At 35.0% G+C, this 19,825-nt stretch carries 15 protein-coding genes; 13 read left to right on the top strand and 2 right to left on the bottom strand.

Annotation, left to right across the window (positions count from 1 at the left end):
- Positions 1-139 precede the first annotated feature (139 nt).
- A complete protein-coding gene (locus tag BWGOE10_RS17705) occupies positions 140-733 on the bottom strand; it encodes a TetR/AcrR family transcriptional regulator (RefSeq protein WP_070144353.1) in 594 nt (197 codons plus the stop codon).
- Positions 734-897: 164 nt separating this feature from the next.
- Here BWGOE10_RS17705 and BWGOE10_RS17700 point away from each other — a divergent pair, with 164 nt between their 5' ends.
- The 6 genes from BWGOE10_RS17700 to BWGOE10_RS17675 all read left to right on the top strand — a co-directional run bounded on the left by BWGOE10_RS17700 (position 898) and on the right by BWGOE10_RS17675 (position 9,580).
- Positions 898-1,791: an ABC transporter ATP-binding protein gene (locus BWGOE10_RS17700; RefSeq protein WP_070144352.1), complete on the top strand. Its 894-nt coding sequence runs from the start codon at positions 898-900 to the stop codon at positions 1,789-1,791.
- On the top strand, positions 1,784-2,590 hold the full coding sequence (locus tag BWGOE10_RS17695) for an ABC transporter permease subunit (RefSeq protein ID WP_070144351.1): 807 nt from the start codon (positions 1,784-1,786) through the stop codon (positions 2,588-2,590). The genes BWGOE10_RS17700 and BWGOE10_RS17695 overlap by 8 nt, the downstream gene beginning before the upstream one ends.
- Before the next feature lie 358 nt (positions 2,591-2,948).
- On the top strand, positions 2,949-4,646 hold the full coding sequence (locus tag BWGOE10_RS17690) for a peptide ABC transporter substrate-binding protein (RefSeq protein ID WP_070144350.1): 1,698 nt from the start codon (positions 2,949-2,951) through the stop codon (positions 4,644-4,646).
- 304 nt (positions 4,647-4,950) lie between these two features.
- Positions 4,951-6,666, top strand: a complete 1,716-nt coding sequence (locus BWGOE10_RS17685; RefSeq protein ID WP_070144349.1) for a peptide ABC transporter substrate-binding protein — start codon at positions 4,951-4,953, stop codon at positions 6,664-6,666.
- A gap of 416 nt (positions 6,667-7,082) precedes the next feature.
- A complete protein-coding gene (locus tag BWGOE10_RS17680) occupies positions 7,083-8,777 on the top strand; it encodes a peptide ABC transporter substrate-binding protein (RefSeq protein ID WP_070144348.1) in 1,695 nt (564 codons plus the stop codon).
- An 83-nt stretch (positions 8,778-8,860) separates the two neighbouring features.
- Entirely contained in the window at positions 8,861-9,580 is a 720-nt protein-coding gene (locus BWGOE10_RS17675; RefSeq protein WP_070144347.1) for a class I SAM-dependent methyltransferase, read from the top strand.
- A 40-nt stretch (positions 9,581-9,620) separates the two neighbouring features.
- Here BWGOE10_RS17675 and BWGOE10_RS17670 read toward each other — a convergent pair whose 3' ends face one another.
- Positions 9,621-10,001, bottom strand: a complete 381-nt coding sequence (locus BWGOE10_RS17670; protein WP_070144346.1) for a hypothetical protein — start codon at positions 9,999-10,001, stop codon at positions 9,621-9,623.
- Positions 10,002-10,138: 137 nt separating this feature from the next.
- Here BWGOE10_RS17670 and BWGOE10_RS17665 point away from each other — a divergent pair, with 137 nt between their 5' ends.
- The 7 genes from BWGOE10_RS17665 (at position 10,139) to rarD (ending at position 19,784) form a co-directional block, all read left to right on the top strand.
- Positions 10,139-10,474 (top strand): hypothetical protein, encoded by a 336-nt coding sequence (locus BWGOE10_RS17665; protein ID WP_070144345.1) that lies wholly within the window; start codon positions 10,139-10,141, stop codon positions 10,472-10,474.
- 274 nt (positions 10,475-10,748) lie between these two features.
- Positions 10,749-12,845, top strand: coding sequence for a vWA domain-containing protein (locus tag BWGOE10_RS17660; RefSeq protein WP_070144344.1), 2,097 nt, complete (start codon positions 10,749-10,751; stop codon positions 12,843-12,845).
- Positions 12,846-12,925: 80 nt separating this feature from the next.
- Positions 12,926-16,288 (top strand): tubulin-like doman-containing protein, encoded by a 3,363-nt coding sequence (locus tag BWGOE10_RS17655; RefSeq protein ID WP_070144343.1) that lies wholly within the window; start codon positions 12,926-12,928, stop codon positions 16,286-16,288.
- A 57-nt stretch (positions 16,289-16,345) separates the two neighbouring features.
- Positions 16,346-16,486 carry a phosphonate ABC transporter permease gene (locus tag BWGOE10_RS17650; RefSeq protein ID WP_002111095.1) on the top strand — a complete coding sequence of 47 codons (141 nt, stop codon included), beginning with the start codon at positions 16,346-16,348 and terminating at the stop codon, positions 16,484-16,486.
- 507 nt (positions 16,487-16,993) lie between these two features.
- A complete protein-coding gene (locus tag BWGOE10_RS17645) occupies positions 16,994-18,370 on the top strand; it encodes an APC family permease (RefSeq protein WP_016105811.1) in 1,377 nt (458 codons plus the stop codon).
- Positions 18,371-18,488: 118 nt separating this feature from the next.
- Positions 18,489-18,737, top strand: coding sequence for a DUF1294 domain-containing protein (locus tag BWGOE10_RS17640; RefSeq protein ID WP_070144342.1), 249 nt, complete (start codon positions 18,489-18,491; stop codon positions 18,735-18,737).
- A 105-nt stretch (positions 18,738-18,842) separates the two neighbouring features.
- The gene (gene rarD, locus BWGOE10_RS17635; RefSeq protein ID WP_070144341.1) at positions 18,843-19,784 is read left to right on the top strand and encodes an EamA family transporter RarD; all 942 of its coding nucleotides are present in this window, start codon (positions 18,843-18,845) and stop codon (positions 19,782-19,784) included.
- The last annotated feature ends 41 nt before the right edge of the window (positions 19,785-19,825 follow it).

Raw genomic sequence — 19,825 nt, 5'->3', positions numbered from 1 at the left:
TATCTGAATAAGTTTGAAATTTATCCCCTTTTTTAACCATAATAAAATCCCCTCCAAGTAAAAGTGTAACATCCATGTGTATTCATGGTCTTTTTACACTGTCTACCTTAAGGGGATAATATCAATTCTGTGTCTTTTTTTATTTTTGCGGAACAGAAAGTCCATAAAAAAACATCGTAACGATATCTTGTATATGTTTTTCTCGATCACCTTCAAGAAGCTGTGCCCCGAAATCATCACCTAATTTAGTGAACATTTGAATGTAAAGTAACATCATTTCTTTTGAAAGGTGTGGATTAATTTCATTTTTGCGCTGTGCTTGTTCTAATATTTCTAAATACCAAGGCAAGATTTTTTCGTTTTGATAACTATAAATAAATTCTCGGAGCGCTGCGTCTCTTTGCATCATTTGTAGTAACATATCAGGCTGAAATAACCCACCAGTATTCATTTTTCTTACAATCATTTTTTGCATCATATCATGAAAAGGTAATTTTTCTTCTGCAAGCTCTTTATAATATTGAAATTCAGATATTATAAATTCTTGTATAAGTTCCCTAAATAACGCATCTTTACTTCCGAAATGATTATAAATTGTAACTTGAGAAACGTTTGCTTTTTTTGCAATATGTTCTATTTTCACTTCATTAAATCCACGTTCTGAAAATAATTTAAAGGCCGCATCTTTAATGGCACGTTTTTTCTTTTCTTTCACTTTTTCAAAGCCGTTCAATACAATCACCTCATTTAAAATATACAAGAAAAAATAATTGAAAACAATATTTTTGAAATATGGACATATAAATATTTCAAAAAGTTGTTGCGAATATGAAAGATGAGGAGTACAATAATTTTGAAATATCACATGTTAAATATTTCAAAAAATGAGGTGGGTTTATGATTTCAGTTCAAAATGTTACAAAACAGTTTTCAAATGGAAAAGGCTTGTTTGATATTACATTTGAAGTGAAAGAAGGAGAAGTTTTTGGCTACTTAGGACCAAATGGTGCTGGGAAATCAACAATGATTCGTAATTTAATGGGATTTATAAAACCGACGGCTGGTAAAGCAACAATTTTCGGATTAGATTGTTGGGAAGATGCTGCGAAAATTCAAAGAGAAGTTGGTTATTTACCAGGAGAAATTTCTTTTATTGAAGGAATGAACGGATTAGATTTTTTAAAGTTGATGCAAGGAATGCGTGGGCTAAAGGAAACGAAGAGACGTGATGACTTGATAGAGCGTCTGCAATTCGATGTGAAAACACCAATTCGAAAAATGTCTAAAGGAATGAAACAAAAAGTAGGGATTGTCGCTGCATTCATGCATGATCCAGAAGTGTTAATTTTAGATGAACCAACATCAGGACTTGATCCACTTATGCAGCAAGTGTTTATAGATTTAATATTAGAGGAAAAGCAAAGAGGGAAAACAATCCTTATGTCATCACACATTTTCACTGAGATTGAGAGAACTTGTGACAGAGTAGCAATTATTAAAGATGGTCGCCTTGTAACGGTTGAAAATATTCATGATTTACAAGGAATGAGACGGCAGGTAATAGATGTAACAGTATCATCGCAAGAAGAGATCGAGTCTCTTACACAATGTAATTTGCAATTTGAAGCGGTGAAAGGTAGAGAGGCATCTATTATTGTACAAGGAAATTATCAAACAGTTTTACAAATCCTTTCAAACTATAACGTAAAGGCACTGCAAACGAGAGCAATGGATTTAGAACATTTATTTATGCATTATTACGATAAGAAAGAAGGGGTAAAGCATGAATAAACAATTATTTTTAGCTAGTTTGAAAGAAACTCAAAAAAGTATTTTGAGTTATGCGACTGGTGCGGCTCTATATTTGTGGTTATTAATTTGGATATTCCCATCGATGGTATCAGCGAAAGGGTTAAATGAATTAATAAGTGCGATGCCTGATAGTGTGAAAAAAATTGTTGGTATGGAAAGTCCGATTCAAAATGTAATGGATTTTTTAGCCGGTGAATATTATAGTCTATTATTTATTATCATTTTAACAATTTTTTGTGTCACGGTTGCAACGCATTTAATTGCTCGTCATGTAGATAAAGGGGCGATGGCATATTTATTAGCAACACCTGTATCAAGGGTGAAAATTGCAATTACACAAGCTACCGTTCTCATATTGGGACTACTAATTATTGTAATTGTTACTTATGTAGCTGGTATATTAGGTGCAGAATGGTTTTTAAAAGATAATAATTTAAATAAAGAATTATTCCTGAAGATAAATGTAGTCGGCGGGCTTATATTTTTAGTAGTTAGTGCCTATTCATTTTTCTTTTCTTGTATATGTAATGATGAAAGAAAGGCACTTAGCTACTCAGCAAGTTTAACAATCTTATTTTTCGTATTAGATATGGTAGGTAAATTAAGTGATAAGTTAGAATGGATGAGAAATACATCCTTGTTTACATTGTTTCGTCCGAAAGAAATTGCTGAAGGAACATATAATATATGGCCAGTAAGTATAGGTTTAACCGCTGGAGCGCTTTGTATCTTCATAGTAGCAATTGTAGTGTTTAGGAAGAGGGATTTACCGTTGTAAATTAGAAAGTCCACTTAATTAGTGGGCTTTTTTTGTTTTTGTAGGAAAGAGGTTTCTAAAAATATACATTATTTATTAACGATAATCTACAGTCTGTTTATTAGAAAATATAATTAACACTATTAAATTAGTGTATATGTAACGATAAAAAACGTTGTTGAAAAACTATATGGAATTTTTATGAATATTACTGTAAGAAAATAATTTTTTAAAAATTTTCAATAATAATACTTTACAAATTTTAAAAAATTAGTAGAATAAGAAGTAGTAAGAATCGTCTGATAAATATATAAAGAAAAACAGAATTATCAGAAAATTCTTAAATAGATATCGTTTAGAATTAGGGAGGGTACAGAAAATGAAAAAGAAAAAAATGAAAAAACTAACAGCAGTTGTAGTACCGGTTTTAGCAATGAGCATGGCATTAACAGCATGTTCTACATCAGGCGGAGATAAAAAGACAAGCACAAACTCAAGTGGAGATAGCAAGTCAGAGGGAAAATTAGCGGCAAAACAAGTGTTGAATCGAACAGTAAACCAAGAGATTCCAACGATGGATTCTTCTAAATCAACAGATACAGTATCTTCACAAATGCTAGGGAATACGATGGAAGGATTATATCGTCTGGATAAGGATAATAAGCCTATTCCAGCTGCAGCAGAATCTAGCACGAAAAGTGAAGATGGTAAAAAATATACATTTAAACTACGTAAAGATGCAAAATGGTCAAATGGAGATCCAGTAACGGCGAAAGATTTCGTATATGCTTGGCAACGTCTATTAGATCCAAAAACAGCTGCTGAGTATGCATTTATCGCATTCCCAATTAAAAATGCAGAAGTGGTTAATAAAGGTGAAAAACCTGTAGCTGAATTAGGAGTGAAAGCGGTAGATGATCTTACGCTTGAAGTTGAATTAGAGCAAGCGGTACCGTACTTCTTAAACTTAGTAGCATTCCCATCGTACTACCCATTAAATGAAAAATTCGTAAAAGAAAAAGGGGAGAAGTTCGGTATAGAGTCTGATACAACAGTTTATAATGGACCGTTCGTTCTTAAAGATTGGAAGCATGAACAAGGATGGCAATTAAAGAAAAATGATCAATATTGGGATAAAAAGACTGTAAAACTTGAAGAAGTTAACTTCAGTGTTGTTAAAGAACCAGCAACTCTTATCAATTTATATGATAGCGGTCAAGTTGACTTTGCTTTATTAACTGGAGAGTTCGTAGATAAATACAGAAATAAGAAAGATGAATTCGGAACATATTCACAAGTGAGTACGTATTTCATTCGTATGAACCAAAAACGTGATGGACAAGATACACCATTAAAGAGTAAAAAGTTACGTGAAGCAATTGCACTATCAGTTGATAAAAAGAATTTAGCAAACGTAATTTTAAATGATGGATCAAAAGAAGCTGACTTCTTAGTACCAAAAGGTTTAGCAACTGGACCAGACGGTAAAGACTTCCAAGAAACGTTTAAAAATGGTTTAAAACCAAATGCTAAAAAAGCTGCTGCAGCTTGGGAAGAAGCGAAAAAAGAGCTAGGTAAAGACCAAGTTACAATTGAATTCTTAAACTATGATACTGGTAATGCGAAAAAAGTTGGAGAATATATTAAGGACCAAATTGAGAAGAACTTAAAAGGTGTAACAGTTAACATTAAACTTCAACCATTTAAGCAAAAACTAAAATTAGAATCTGAGCAACAATATGATATTTCATACGGTGGTTGGAATCCAGATTATGCAGATCCAATGACGTTCTTAGATATGTTTGAGACTGGACATTCTCATAACCAAATGAGCTTCTCTGACCCTAAATATGACGGCATGGTGAAAAAAGCTGGAACGGAATTAATGAGCGATGCAAAGAAACGTTGGGAAGAGTTAGGAAAAGCTGAAAAAACATTACTTGAAGAAGATGTAGCGATTGTACCTTTATATCAACGTGGAGATTCTTATGTTTTACAACCAAGTGTAAAAGGTGTAGTAAAACACAATATCAGTCCAGAATTTAGCTTTAAGTGGGCATACGTGACTGAAAAATAATAGAGTTAAAAAAGCATTTTAAAGTAGCTTAGCTACTTTGAAATGCTTTTTTTAGTGAGCTTAAAATACTAATTTTTAGTGCAGTTAAATAGAGAAGAATAAGGCGTATAGTATGTACATATAGTAGATGGGGGATAAATTATACTAAATTACGAAAGTAAAAATCAGAATATTTAAAATAAAACTATTTACAAACGCGAAAAAAAGAGTAGAATAATATTAGTTATAATTTTCAGAAAATTAATTGTTAGCAAGGGGTCTCTCAAGGGTTGGTAATGTACATATAATTAGGGAGGGTACAAAAATGAAGAGAAAAAAGATGAAAAAGTTAACAGCGGTTGTAGTACCAGTTTTAGCAATGAGTGTTGCATTGACAGCGTGCTCTGGATCAGGTGGGGAAAAGAAAACGAGTACTACATCTAATAGTGGGGAAGAAAAAAAATCTGATATTAAATATGCAGCGAAGCAAGTATTAAATCGTACGGAAAACCAAGAAATTCCGACGATGGACACTTCTAAATCTACTGATACGTTAGGGGCACAAATTTTAGGGAACACAATGGAAGGATTATATCGTCTTGATAAAGATAATAAGCCTATTCCGGCTGCTGCAGAATCAAGTACGAAAAGCGAAGATGGTAAAAAATATACGTTTAAACTGCGTAAAGATGCGAAATGGTCAAATGGAGATCCTGTAACAGCGAAAGATTTCGTATACGGATGGCAGCGCTTACTTGATAAAAACACAGCGGCAGAATATGCGTTTATTGCCTACTATATTAAAAATGCAGAAGCGATTAATAAAGGTGAAAAACCTGGAACTGAATTAGGAGCGAAGGCGGTAGATGATTACACGCTAGAAGTAGAATTAGAAAAACCGGTACCGTACTTCTTAAATTTATTAGCATTCCCGTCATATTATCCTTTAAATGAAAAGTTCGTAAAAGAAAAAGGAGAGAAATTCGGTTTAGAAGCAGATACAACATTGTATAACGGGCCATTTGTAATGGCATCGTGGAAACATGAACAAGGTTGGCAGCTGAAGAAAAATGATAAGTATTGGGATAATAAGACTGTGAAATTAGAAGAAATTAATTACAGCGTTGTAAAAGAAGTGGCTACAAAAGTAAATTTATATGATACAGGATCGATTGACTTTACATTACTGTCAGGAGAATTTGTAGATAAATATAAATCGAACAAAGATGAATATGGTGAGTATTCAGAAGCAAGTACGTTCTTCTTACGTTTAAATCAAAAGCGTAACGGACAAGATACACCGTTAAAGAGCAAAAAACTTCGTGAAGCAATCGCATTATCAATTGATAAAAAAGGTTTAGCAAACGTTATATTAAATAATGGATCAAAAGCAACGGATCAATTGGTTCCAAAAGGGCTTGCGACAGGACCGGATGGTAAAGATTATCAAGATACATTTAAAAATGGTCTGAAATATGATACGAAAAAAGGCGCAGCAGCTTGGGAAGAAGCGAAAAAGGAACTTGGAAAAGATCAAGTTACAATTGAATTACTAAGCTATGATGATGGAACTGCGAAAAAGATTGCTGATTATTTTAAAGATCAAATTGAGAAAAACTTAAAAGGTGTAACAGTTACCACGAAAATCCAGCCATTTAAACAAAAATTAAAATTAGAGTCAGCGCAAGATTATGAAGTTTCGTTTGCAGGTTGGAGCCCAGATTATTCGGATCCAATGACATTTATTGATATGTTTGACTCGAAGAGCCCATATAACCAAATGGGTTATTCAAACCCGAAATACGATGAAATGGTTAAAAAAGCAGGTAATGAATTACTGTCTGATCCGAAGAAACGTTGGGAAACGTTAGGAAAAGCAGAGAAATTATTCCTTGAAGAAGATGCAGGATTAGTTCCTTTATATCAAACAGGAAGAGCGTACGTAATGAAGCCAAATGTAAAAGGAATCGTTAAACATAACATTAGTCCAGAATATAGCTTTAAGTGGGCGTATGTAACTGAGGATGGCGGAAAGAAATAACATGCAGCATTTCAAAAGCGGCCAATATGCTTTTGAAATGCTTTTTTTGTATGGATAGGAGAATAAGGGGCATGGGAATTTTGAGGTCACTTTTAAAATTCTACTGTAGGAATAGTAGAAGGGATTCAATAAGATAGTTAGAGATTTCATTTTTATAAGAAAAATATAGAACTTAGCAATAGAGGAGAATAAGAGGGGATATGTTTACATATAGTAGACGGGGGATAATTCATATAGTAGTTAAAACCACAAGTTACTATAATAAAAAAATAAATATTTAGAAAATTTACAAAAATACTTTACAAAACCGAAAAAAATAGTAGAATATTAATTAATAAGAATTTTCTGATAACGAAAGTTAATAGAGAATCTCTAAATGTTAATATCGTACATATAATTGGGGAGGGTACAAAAAAATGAAGAGAAAAAAGATGACAAAATTAACAGCGGTTGTAGCACCAGTTCTAGTAATGAGTATGGCATTAACAGCTTGCTCTGGATCAGGGGATAAAGATAAGGCAAGCACAACGCCGAAAAGTGGCGAAAAAGAAGGCGGAAAATTAGCTGCAAAGCAAGTACTTAATTTAACAGAGAGCCAAGAGATTCCATCTATGGATTCAGCAAAAGCGACAGACCAAGTATCGTTTCTTGCTTTAAACAACGTAATGGAAGGTTTATATCGACTTGATAAAGATAATAAAGCAACACCAGGGGTTGCTGAATCATATAAAAAGAGTGATGATGGTAAAAAGTATACATTTACATTAAATAAAAATGCAAAATGGTCAAATGGAGACCCTGTAACAGCGAAAGATTTCGTGTTTGCTTGGAAACGTGCGGTAGATAAAAATACAGCAGCGGAATATGCATACATTATGTTTGATTTAAAGAACGCAAAAGCAATTAATGATGGGAAAGCACCACTTGATACGTTAGGTGTAAAAGCTGTAGATGACTACACATTAGAGGTAGAATTAGAAAATCCAGTTCCTTACTTTGTAGAATTAACTTCATTCGGAACATTCTATCCGTTAAATGAAAAATTCGTAAAAGAAAAAGGAGAAAAATACGGTTTAGAATCAGATACAACGTTATACAACGGACCATTTACATTAACAGACTGGAAACATGAAGAAGGTTGGAAATTAAAGAAAAATGCACAATACTGGGATAATAAAACAGTTAAGTTAGATGAAATCAACTTTAACGTAGTAAAAGATAGCGGTACACGTGTCAACTTATATGAAAGTGGACAAATCGATCGAGCAGCACTTGCATCTGAAATGGTTGACAAATATAAATCAAATCCAGACTTCTTTACACAAAAAACACCGTCAACATTCTTCTTACGTTTAAACCAAAAACGTGTTGGTCAAGATACAGTGTTAAAGAGCAAAGATTTACGTTTAGCGATTGCGATGGCGTATGATAAAAAAGGCTTAACGAACGTTATTTTAAATGACGGATCTACACCTGCAGATTACTTAGTACCAAAAGAATTTGCGAAGAGTCCAGATGGAAAAGACTTCCGTAAAGATAACGGAGATATTTTAAAAACAGATGTGAAAAAAGCAAAAGAGCATTGGGAAAAAGCGAAAAAAGAGCTTGGAAAAGAACAAGTAACTGTAGAGCTATTAAACTATGATAGCGATAATGCGAAAAAAGTAGGGGAGTTCTTAAAAGGAGAACTTGAGAAAAACTTACCAGGCTTAACAGTGAATTTGAAAAACCAGCCGTTTAAACAAAAATTAAAATTAGAATCAGATCTAGATTATGATTTATCTTACGCTGGTTGGGGACCTGACTACTTAGATCCAATGACATTCATTGATATGTTCGTTACAAATGGACCTCATAATCAAACTGGATATTCAAATCCTAAGTATGATGAAATTGTAGAAAAAGGTAAAGGCGAGCTATTAACGAAAACGAAAGAGCGTTGGGATAGCTTACTGAAAGCTGAGAAAATGTTACTTGAAGATGCTGTAATTGCACCATTATATCAACGTGGTGATGCTCTTGTTCAAAGAGCGAAAGTAAAAGGTATTATTCACCATCCAGTTGGTGGGGATTACAGCTACAAGTGGGCATATATTTCTGAAGATAAGTAAGAGAGAGGGCGCGCGATGCGCCCTTTTTTTTTATGCACTTTTCTCTCTTCCTGGAATATATAAAATAAAAAAGGGAGAATTCCATGAAACGAAACACATACATCGATTTTCTAGCTTATTACGGAATAGGGAGTGCTCATCCTGGTGGTTTTACGTTAACAAAGCAATTATTATCTCAATTGCCACTTAGACATGGAGCTAGTGTCCTTGAGATAGGTTGCGGCACGGGGAAAACTGCGGCGTATATGACAAAAGAATTGGGTTATAAAGTGACAGCGGTTGAAAAGAATGAAATTATGATTCAAAAAGCGAAAGATAGATGGTTGTTTGATGGTTTAAATATACAATTGATTCAAGGAGATGTAGAAGGATTACCGTGTTTAAATGATTCATTTGAGCTTGTACTTGGAGAATCTATACTCGCTTTTACAAATAAAGAAAAGGTTATCTCGGAGTGTTATCGTGTATTACAGCGGGATGGAAAGCTTGTTGTCATTGAAATGATTACCGAAAAACATATTGAGAAGATAGAGGAAGAAAAGATTGGACAGTTATATGGCATGAAAGAATTATTAACTGAGAATGAGTGGATTCATTTATTTCAAAAAGCAAACTTTAAAAGAATTACAATTGCGGGCGGCGGTACAATTGCAGAAACAGTTGCAGGACATATGGAAGAGCCGGAGTGGAATGTATCACCGTTTGTTCCAGAAGAATTGTATGAGGCGTGGGTACAACACGAACAAGTACTGCTTATGTATCAACATATTTTAGGGCATCGGATTTTTATATGTGAAAAATAGAGAAAAAGAGTTGGCTAAAGATAGTCAACTCTTTACTATGTTAGATGAAAAATAATGCAGCCAAAGTAATTCCAAAAATAAAACCAAATCCGAGTTCAACGCCCCAGCCGCCACAACTATTGCACCCACGACCACCGCACCCACAGCCACTAAATCCACCACTGAATCCACCACCGCATCCAAATCCACAGTTATCACATCTGCTAATACCACCGCAAATATCACATCCGCCGTTTGAATATGCGTCATGGTATCCGAATCCTGTATCAAAAGATGAGCGCTGTTGCATTGGTTCAATCCAAACAGAATCGTTTGTTACATCGATTATTTTGCCTAAGTGAATGCGACCATCACGATCTTCAATTCGAACAACTTTACCGAAATAACGTTGGCATGTATCATAACATCTTTTTCTATGCATGTTCTTTCCTCCTTCCGTATTACCGTAATACGATATGTAAGCAGGACAAGTGCGGCTTGTACGAATGACCTATCTATCATAATTGTTATACGAAAGGGGAAATATATGAATAGGATACATAATGAGGAGGAAGAGAAATGAAATCTACAGACCAATTTCAGACGTACGAAGTTCCTTGGGAAGAATTTATTGAAGCATTGCGGGGGGAAATAAAGAAACAAGTAGGGGCGGATATTATTGATACGGTCGTATGTAATTTGAAAGATGGTTTTGAAGTGTATACATATGTGCAAGGAGATTTGGATTTTGAATATAAGGAGGCGCTTGAAAGAAAATATGGAAGCGATGCGAAGATACCTAACTTACTAACTGTTATGCTGTTAGCTAGTATTTACAATACAAGTGAAGAGAATATACGTTTACATGCAGATCAAAAGGAAAATCCGATTGTTGAAGTGTATGTGAAGAAATAAAGAGTGCGCTAATTATAGCGCGCTCTTTATTTTTTGTATTGAAAAGAAAATCAAACTTTAATGGTGGAATTTATAGCGGGAAAAGTATGAAAGCTATGCGTTATTTCAGATATATAATAAGGAAAAAACTCGAAATAAAATATGGGAGTAGTTCATTTTTGTTTACATAATGTAATTGTTGTGAACTGTTGTCCTAAAATACAAGTCATATATCTTGTTTCCTCTCATAAATTTAAACATAGGAATTTGTCTACAAAGGTGGCGAAGCCTCATCATGAAAATTCGAATTTGTGCCACGTTCATTTTGTTTCTATTTATATGTTTACCTTTTTCAGTTTTGGCAAAAGGAGAGGAGGCAAAGGAAAGGGTCGTTTCACTTGTATATGATGATTCGGGCAGCATGAGAAATAACGATCGCTGGAAGTATGCTAATTACGCCTTGCAAAGTTTAGTTGCGCTATTAGATGAGAAAGATAAATTTTCTTACGTTCCAATGAGTAAGCCAAATGATCCGTTAAACATTTCGTTAACAAAGGATCAAAGGCAAACAGAAATTGATGGAATCGGCGCGTGGAAAACATATTTAAATACGCCATTTAGCGCAGTAGAAACGGCGATGCAATCTATAAAAAAGGAAGCAGATATAGATGGGAAACGTGAATTTTGGCTTATTGTATTAACTGACGGGGCATTTAATGATTTGGAGAAAGATAAGGTTGGCGGAAAAGAGCAAATTACACAGAAGTTAGCACAGTTTAAGAAAGAAATGGATTCTAAAAAGATCTCGTTACACCCAGTCTTAATCACGATGGAAGAGGATTTAGGGCAGCAAGAAAAAGAGCAGTTAAATACGTTTAAAGAGATTTGGAAAAAAGAAATGAATGGAGTTGTCATGCCGTCTAGCGGTGAGGATGGTATTGTACAAAGTGTGAATCAAGTGGCAGCATTAGTTGCTAATCGTGATCCATTTTCTTCTGTTGAATCGATTGTTAAAACGAAAATAATAGGAAAAAAAGTAGAGATTACAACACCGTTTCCATTAAAGCGTATGACACTTGTACGACAATCACCTTCTTTGTCTAATTATAAAGTTATGCAACTTTCCAAACCGTTACAATTGCAGTCTTCTTTTTCCATACATGCACCAGGAGAAGCTAAATTATTCGGAAATATAGTGCATGTAAGTACAGCGAATCAGGAAGTGATTAAGCCAGGGACATATACGATAGAAGTGGATCAGGACATTGAGAAAGAGGGATTACAAGTACTTGTTGAACCAGCGCTTAATTATACTGTTTCTACGTATGACAAAGATGATAAAGACAGAAAAAATGTTGAGAAAATGTATGAAGATGTGACAGCTGTTATTGAAGCGAAACCTACTGAATTACCAATTCAAACTTCTTATTTTGAAGCAGAAGTAGAAATAGACGGAAAGCAGTATCCGATGAAGTGGGATGATAAAAGACATGTGTTTTATTACGAGACAAAAGTTGGTAAAGAGTTAGTACGCGGGAAAGTCCATATGAATATAAAGGGATTTTATAGACAGACGAAAGAATTCAAGATTGAACCAGCTGAAAAACCAAAATTATCACTTCAAGTTGTTACGAAAGATTATGAAGAAAAGGTAACAAATTTAGAAAATAGTAAACCATTTATTTTACAGCCGCAGTTAGATGGTAAACCGATGACAGAAGAGGCTGTAAAGAAACTATTAAAATCTACTGGTGTCACATCGAATCAATCGATCAACTACGAATTAAAACAGCATGGTAGTCAAGTTTATGTTTATCCTCGACCTTATTACTCCGACACATTCAATTTTACAGATACCGGCACCGTAGAGGCTACCATCACGATCAATGATTCAAAATTACAAGAAGTAAAGAAAAAGATTGTACTTCACATTGAAAATGCGCCGTTTTTTGAGAAGTATGCGCTCATTTTTAAATTTGTAATTCCTATCACTTTATTACTTTTAATAGTAGGAATTATTATTTTAGGATGGATTGTTCGTCCGAGATTTCATCGGAAAGCATTACTATATTACGAATGGGATCAAGAAGTAGCGAAAGATTGGCTTTATCAATCTGAACCAGAGTTACTTAAAAATAAATGGTGGAAGCACTATTTTGGCATTCCATTCCGAGCAGAAAGAAAGACGGTGCAATCTGTAACATTAATAGCGAAAAAAGGATCGAAATCTATATTTGTAGCGAAAGAATCGCAAGTAGTTGGGATGATTATTGATGGAATGTTTATTACAGAGGAAGAAGTGGGAATGGAGCATAAGACATTGTATCCAAATGAAATTTTATTAATTGATAGAGGATATGGTAAGGAGATTTACCGGTATGAATGTGAATAGTAGATAGGGATAAGGGAGACGGAGGCAGAGTGGCCTCTTTATCCTTTTTTCAAACAAGCACGAATAGGAAGGTGGTTCACATGACATTACAAGTTCCAACGATATTAATTGGATTAGGTGGAATCGGTAGTACTGTCACACATCAAATATATGAAAAATTACCAGAAGAGCGTCGTAAAAAGGTAGCGATGCATGTATTTGATACAGATGTGAATACATTGAGTAAATTTGATCATATTCGGAAGTTTAAGACGCAAACGAGTTCGAGTAAAACGCCGAGAGAGTATATTGCGGGAGATCCAACGATTCCGGAGTGGTTCCCAATGGATCCGACTATACTGGATAAACCGTTAACAGAAGGAGCCGGACAGTTACGCGTCATTTCACGTTTAGCGTTACGTGCTGCGATGAAAGAAGATAAACTGACATCGTTTTGGCAAGAAATCGAGAAGATTTTTCCGGTTACAAGTGATCAGACGGAATATGGTGTGCGTGTCATTATTGTAACGTCGCTAGCTGGCGGAACAGGCTCAGGGATGTTTTTACAAATCGCATTATATTTGCGTGAGATGCTTCGGAAGAAATTGCAGCATCATAACATTTTAATTCGCGGTGCGTTTTTAATGCCAGATGTTTTAGTTAAGACGAGAACGGTTAGTGCAAAAGAGTTTGAAACTGTGCAAGCGAATGGTTATGCATCGTTAAAAGAGTTGCACGCTATTACGCTCGGATCGACGGGTGAATTATCAAAACGAGGCGGCGTAACGATTGAATTAGAATATCGTCCTGATCAAGTGGATGAAGATGGAAGGACAAATCATACGATAAAGCAGCATCATTTACCGTACAATTATTGTTTCTTATATGATTATGAAAATTTACATGGGCACCATTTGCACAATTTATCGGATTATATGGAGCAAATGGCAAATACGATTTATTTACAGTTATTTAGTCCAATGTCTGCAAATCATTTTGCCCAAGAAGATAATCAAATTCAGCAATTGGCAGAATCGAGTGGGAAAGGGAGATATTGCGGAGCAGGAACGGCGAAGCTCATTTATCCGTATGAGCACGTTTTGAAATACTGTGCTTTAAAATGGGCGGTGCAAGGTTTAGATGAATCGTGGCTTCATTTAGATCAACTGTTTCAAGAGAAGAAGCAAAGATACGATCAAGATGTAAAACGCGGTATGCAGCGTGAAAAGCCCGAGCGCGGGAAAAGTTATTTAGAAGATTTAGAGCATCTTGCTACTCGTCCAGAGCAGGCCCATATTTTTTATAGACAAATGTTCAATGAGACGCGCGAAGGAGCAGAGGGCGGTAAGGTCGGTGTCGCGAAATCTAAGTTGTTTTTAGAGGCTGTCGAAAGCTATGTACACCGTACAGTGCAAAAAGATGAAGAATTAAACCGCCTGCAACATGAGTGTAAAATATCGGCTGCTAAACTGAAAATGATGGAACAAATGAAAGGTGAAGTAGCGAGAGTTGATCATGCGGTTCGTTTATATGCTTATGCGATTCCGAGCCGTGTACATGAGCATGTGACTACTCTTTTATATGACATGATCGAATCAGATCGTTTTACACCGAGTGGCTCAGAAGGACAGTCTTATCAATTAAATACATGGTTTTTAAAGAAAACGGATCCTGTCCATCCAGTCGCAGCACGCTTTATGCTGTATGAAATTCGAAAGCAGTTAGTAGAGAAGATGAATCGACTACATGAAAATAATGAACAAAAGCGTAATTTAATTCAAAACTACGATAAGAAATTTAATGTGAGTAATATTGATGGAACGGTAACGGCGGTTCGCCGCGTTGAAATTGCCCAGCAACAAGGTTGGGTCGGAAAAATGTTTTATAATCAGCAACGTTTGTTCAAAAAAGAATTTGAAGATATCGTAACGCAATATGTCCACAAATTAAGTGAGTATCGTAAAGAAATGTTGTTAGAACTCGTGTATCAATCGCTATACCAAGCAGTTGATAAAATGATTCAATATTGGGAAAGATTCTTTGATAATTTATACGAAACACGTGAAAATTTATTGTTTGAAATCCAAAAGCGAAGCAAGGAATTTGAGGGGAAAACGAACCCGACGAATGTATACGTATTAGCTGAAGAGAAATTGCAAGAAAAGATTTGGCAAGATATGCAGCAACATTTAAATTTAGGTGTATTACCGAAAGATATATCGTCCGAAATTTATATGAGCTTGTACGGGGAATATTGTCGTGATGCGAAAGCCGAAGAAATTCAGTCGAAAAAGGTGGAAGACTTCTATCGTGAACATATATTGAGTTATTGTTATGACGAACTTCAAGTACGCTATCGTGACAAACTAGAGCTTAATATCGTTGAAGCATTGCGAAAAGAAGCAGATTTCAAGAAACGTGATCGTGATGAATACGTTCGCGAAAAAATTGAAGATCTTTTCCATTTAGCAAGTCCGTTCGTTCCGAAAGTTTCTCATCATAGAGAATTACAATATTGGGGCGTACATCCATCTTTAAAACAAGAATTGCAAGAAGAGTTATTGCAAGAAATGTTTAAAGAAAAAGATACGGTAAACGAGGCGTTTTCACCATTTGAAGTGATTTGTTATCGTGCTCATTACGGATTATCGCTACAAGATTTTCCTAAGCTTTCATCTGGGCATATTGCAAATGGCTTTATGAACGATAAAGGTGACTACTTTCAATCGTATTATCGCCGCGTGAACAAATTAAATAGTAAAAAATCCAGTTTGACGCCGCATTTAGATAAATATTGGCACTTACCAGCCTTTATGCCAGACTTGAATGCAACACAAACGAAGTTAGATTACGATAAATGTAATCGTGCTCTTCTATACGCGTATATGTATCGCTGGATTAGCTTAGTTGCTGTTGATGGGCAATTCGTGTATCAATATAACGGTGTCGGCCGTAGCTTTTTAATCCAGTCGATGGGGAAAAATATTTCAAGCGAAAGTTATAAGTTGCACAGAGCATTGCTTCATAATCCGTTTATTTATGAAAATATCTTGTCCAGGTTTGAAGAAGAGCAAGAAAAGGCAATGATACAAGGTGGACATTTATATACACATGCATTTGTATTAGGTGCTCAAGATATTAGATGGCTTCGTAAAGAGCATGTCCATAATATTTTAGATATGATTTTAATGTATGATCGTGAGGCAAAATATGACCCGACGTTAGAAGAAACATCCGATGATTTGTTAAGGCTATTCCTGGATGAAATTGAGCTGTATTTCCAAAACTATTACGGAACAGGTGCAGATATGGTTGCAAAGAAAGAGAAAGAGATGTTTATGAAACAATTGTGGGATCGTTCGTATGCGAAAGGGTATGTGGATCCAAATAGTGCGCCTTATAAAAAATGGCAAAATGTATTACATGTTCCCGATGAAGAAGAAGTGCCAAAAACGAATGTATAATGAGTGAAAAGGGAATCCTTAAGAATGGCAATACAACTTTAGAAATGAGGGATTCCGATGCCGTTTTTAGGAAGTGTATATCAAATATTTGGATTATATCCAGAAATTTATCATGCGATGATTTCAGCAGAGCTGCAAGAAGAAGCTCAAAAGGAACATATCGATAATAATAGTACAGAAATTGAAGCGGAAGAATAAAGCGCAGATGAACATCTGCGCTTTTTTTATTGTCTTAGGTGAAAATACTGTTTGCAATTTGTAGGGAAGTTAATCGGTCTAAAAAGATGAGTAATTATTTCTATATAACGAATCGGCTGGTTTTATCTTGTTTGTATATGGGGATTTCATTGAGTCCGATGTATAAAAATGAATTCCGAAATAATACAAAATGTATTGAAATGGGAATTAACAGTGTTTTCAAGTGGTATCGTATATTTTGGAATACTATTTTATTTATAATTATTCGATGTGGGTGAATTAATTATATTGTTGAGAATATAATTAATCGTGTGATAAATTCAATCAATCTTCTAAAAACATGCTTGTTAACAAGCGTATTTTTAGAAGATTGATTTTTCTGATTTTTAGGCATGTAATTTGTGGAGTTTATATAGGGAGTGAAAGTAAAGTATGAATATTATTAATGTGTAATAGCAACAGTAATAAAGATTGTAAGGGATAATTTTGAAAAAGAGGTTTCTACGAATGAGTTTATTTATAAAGAAAGCAATGAATGAAGAAAAGAAAAACGTGTTACAGCAAACTTTAGGAGCAATTGATTTAACGCTTTTAGGAATTGGAGCAATTATTGGTACAGGCATTTTCGTATTAACAGGTATTGTAGCAGCGAAACATGCTGGTCCAGCAATTGTATTATCTTTCATGTTAGCTGCAATTGTATGTGCTTGTGTAGCCTTTTGTTATGCTGAATTTGCATCTACAGTCCCGGTCTCGGGAAGTGTGTATTCGTATACGTATATGACATTAGGTGAGATTTTTGCTTTTATAGTTGGCTGGTGTGTTATGTTAGAGTACTTATTAGCTACTTCTGCGGTGGCGGCGGGATGGTCAGCCTATTTTCAGTCATTGCTACTAGGGTTTAATATTCATATTCCGGCAATCGTTGCTTCTGCACCAGGGATGGGGAATGGCGGGATTATCGACTTGCCAGCTGTTATTATTATTTTAGTTGTTACATTTTTACTAAGTCGTGGTGTGAAAGAAAGTGCACGTATAAATAATATAATGGTTATTATTAAACTGGCTGTTATTTTAGTATTTATTATTGTAGGAGCAAACTATGTAAAGCCAGAGAATTGGCAGCCGTTTCTTCCTTTTGGATACCATGGTGTTATTGGAGGAGCTGCTACTGTATTTTTTGCCTTTTTAGGTTTCGATGCAGTTGCAACAGCAGCAGAGGAAGTGAAACGCCCCCAACGTAACGTTCCAATTGGATTACTTGTCTCTTTATGCATTTGTACAATTCTTTATGTTGGTGTTTCATTCGTGTTAACAGGAATGGTTCCATTTACAGATTTGAATGTAGCTGATCCAGTTGCATATGCACTGCGTATTGTAGGAGAGGATAGAATTGCTGGTCTATTATCAGTTGGAGCGATAGCTGGTTTAACAACAGTTCTGTTAGTTGCTATGTTCGCATTTGTTCGAGTATCATACTCGATGAGCCGAGATGGATTATTACCAAAAAGATTTTCGAGCGTTCATAAACGTTATCAAACACCATTTTTTAATACATGGATTACGGGTATTCTTGCGGCTGTATTAGCAGGTTTATTGGACTTGAATTTGTTGGCAAATTTAGTGAATGTGGGAACGATAACAGCTTTTATATTTGTATCTATAGCTGTCATTGTATTAAGGAAGACACATCCTAATTTGAAAAGACCGTTCCGTGCTCCGTTAGTTCCATTCTTACCTATACTTGCGATAGTAAGTTGTTTATATTTAGCATTAAATCTTTCTAAAACCACTTTAATCAGTTTTGCAATTTGGGTTATTGTAGGTATTTTTATCTATTTTATATACGCGAAAAAACATAGTAAGATTAGAAATAGAGTATAAGGTATTACAATGATGGCTGTAGGTTAAAAAGTTTTATTTTTTTCCTATAGCCATTTTTATTTGTGCGCACCTTGTTTTCGTGTTAACATAAAGCGAATTTTTTAAGGGAGAGAAAGAGATGAAATGGATTTATTTTATTATTATCAACGTTATAGCATTTAGTATGATCGGGCTTGATAAGCGAAAAGCAAAGAAAAAGCAGTGGAGAACGCCAGAAAGTACGTTGTTTTTATCAGCTGCAGCTGGAGGAGCGGTTGGAGCTTGGATTGGTATGTATATGTTTCATCATAAGACACATAAAAGTAAATTTGTCTTTGGTATTCCGGCGCTCGTTATTATAACAGTAGGAGTGTTTTTATACATATAACGGATTTGCAAGAGGAATGTCGAAAGAAATGCAGATTGAATATTGGTAAAGTAAGCATGTGAGACTTTATAATGAAGAAAAAAAGAGAAGAGGAGAAAAAGAAAGATGGGGAGTCAGGCGGCACAACAAAAGCAGGGGATTATATATGCGGCGGGTGCGTATACGATGTGGGGAGTCCTTCCGATTTATTGGAAATGGGTGGAGGAAGTACCGGCAGATGAAATATTAGCGCATCGCATCGTTTGGGCATTTGTTTTTATGTTGTTAGTTTTAGGAGTAACGAAGAGGTTTCGTCAGTTTGGTGGGGAGTTAGTGACCCTTTTTAAACGACCTAAATTATTAATGTCATTAACAATTGCTTCGGTACTTATTAGTGGAAACTGGTTTGTATACATATGGGCCGTAAATCATAACCATGTAATCGAAGCAAGTCTTGGGTATTATATTAATCCACTTATAAGTATTTTACTTGGTACAGTTGTTTTAAAAGAGAAGCTTAATTTTTGGCAATATGTTGCGGTTGGTTTAGCTGGATTAGGTGTTGTTATTTTAACGGTACGTTTCGGATCAATTCCATGGGTTTCTCTTTCACTTGCTTTTTCATTTGGATTATATGGATTAACGAAAAAATTATTAAATTACGACGCAACAATTGGGCTTACGATGGAAACGATGTTAGTGACGCCATTTGCACTTATATATTTGTTTATGACAGGAGTGCATGGTTTCGGTTCGTTCGGTTCTATTTCGGCAATATCAACGTTTCTTTTAATAGGGGCGGGTATTGTTACAGCATTACCACTCTTTTATTTTGCTAAAGGAGCACAACTTATTCCGCTCTATATGATAGGATTTTTACAATACATCGCGCCAACTATTAGTTTAATTTTAGGTGTGTTCGTTTTTGGTGAACATTTCACATCTACTCATATGATTGCGTTTTTCTGTATATGGATTGCTTTATTTGTCTTTTCAATGGCGAAAACAAAGTTTCTACTACAGAAGCAACCAAAATTTATTAAAAATAAATCAGCAAAAGTATCATAATGCGTAGTATTTTCTACGCATTTTTCTTTATACTTATATTA

Source organism: Bacillus mycoides, assembly GCF_001757995.1.
GTDB lineage: Bacteria > Bacillota > Bacilli > Bacillales > Bacillaceae_G > Bacillus_A > Bacillus_A mycoides_B.
The sequence above is the reverse complement of the archived record's forward strand: the minus strand, read 5'-3'. Positions and strand labels throughout refer to the sequence as shown.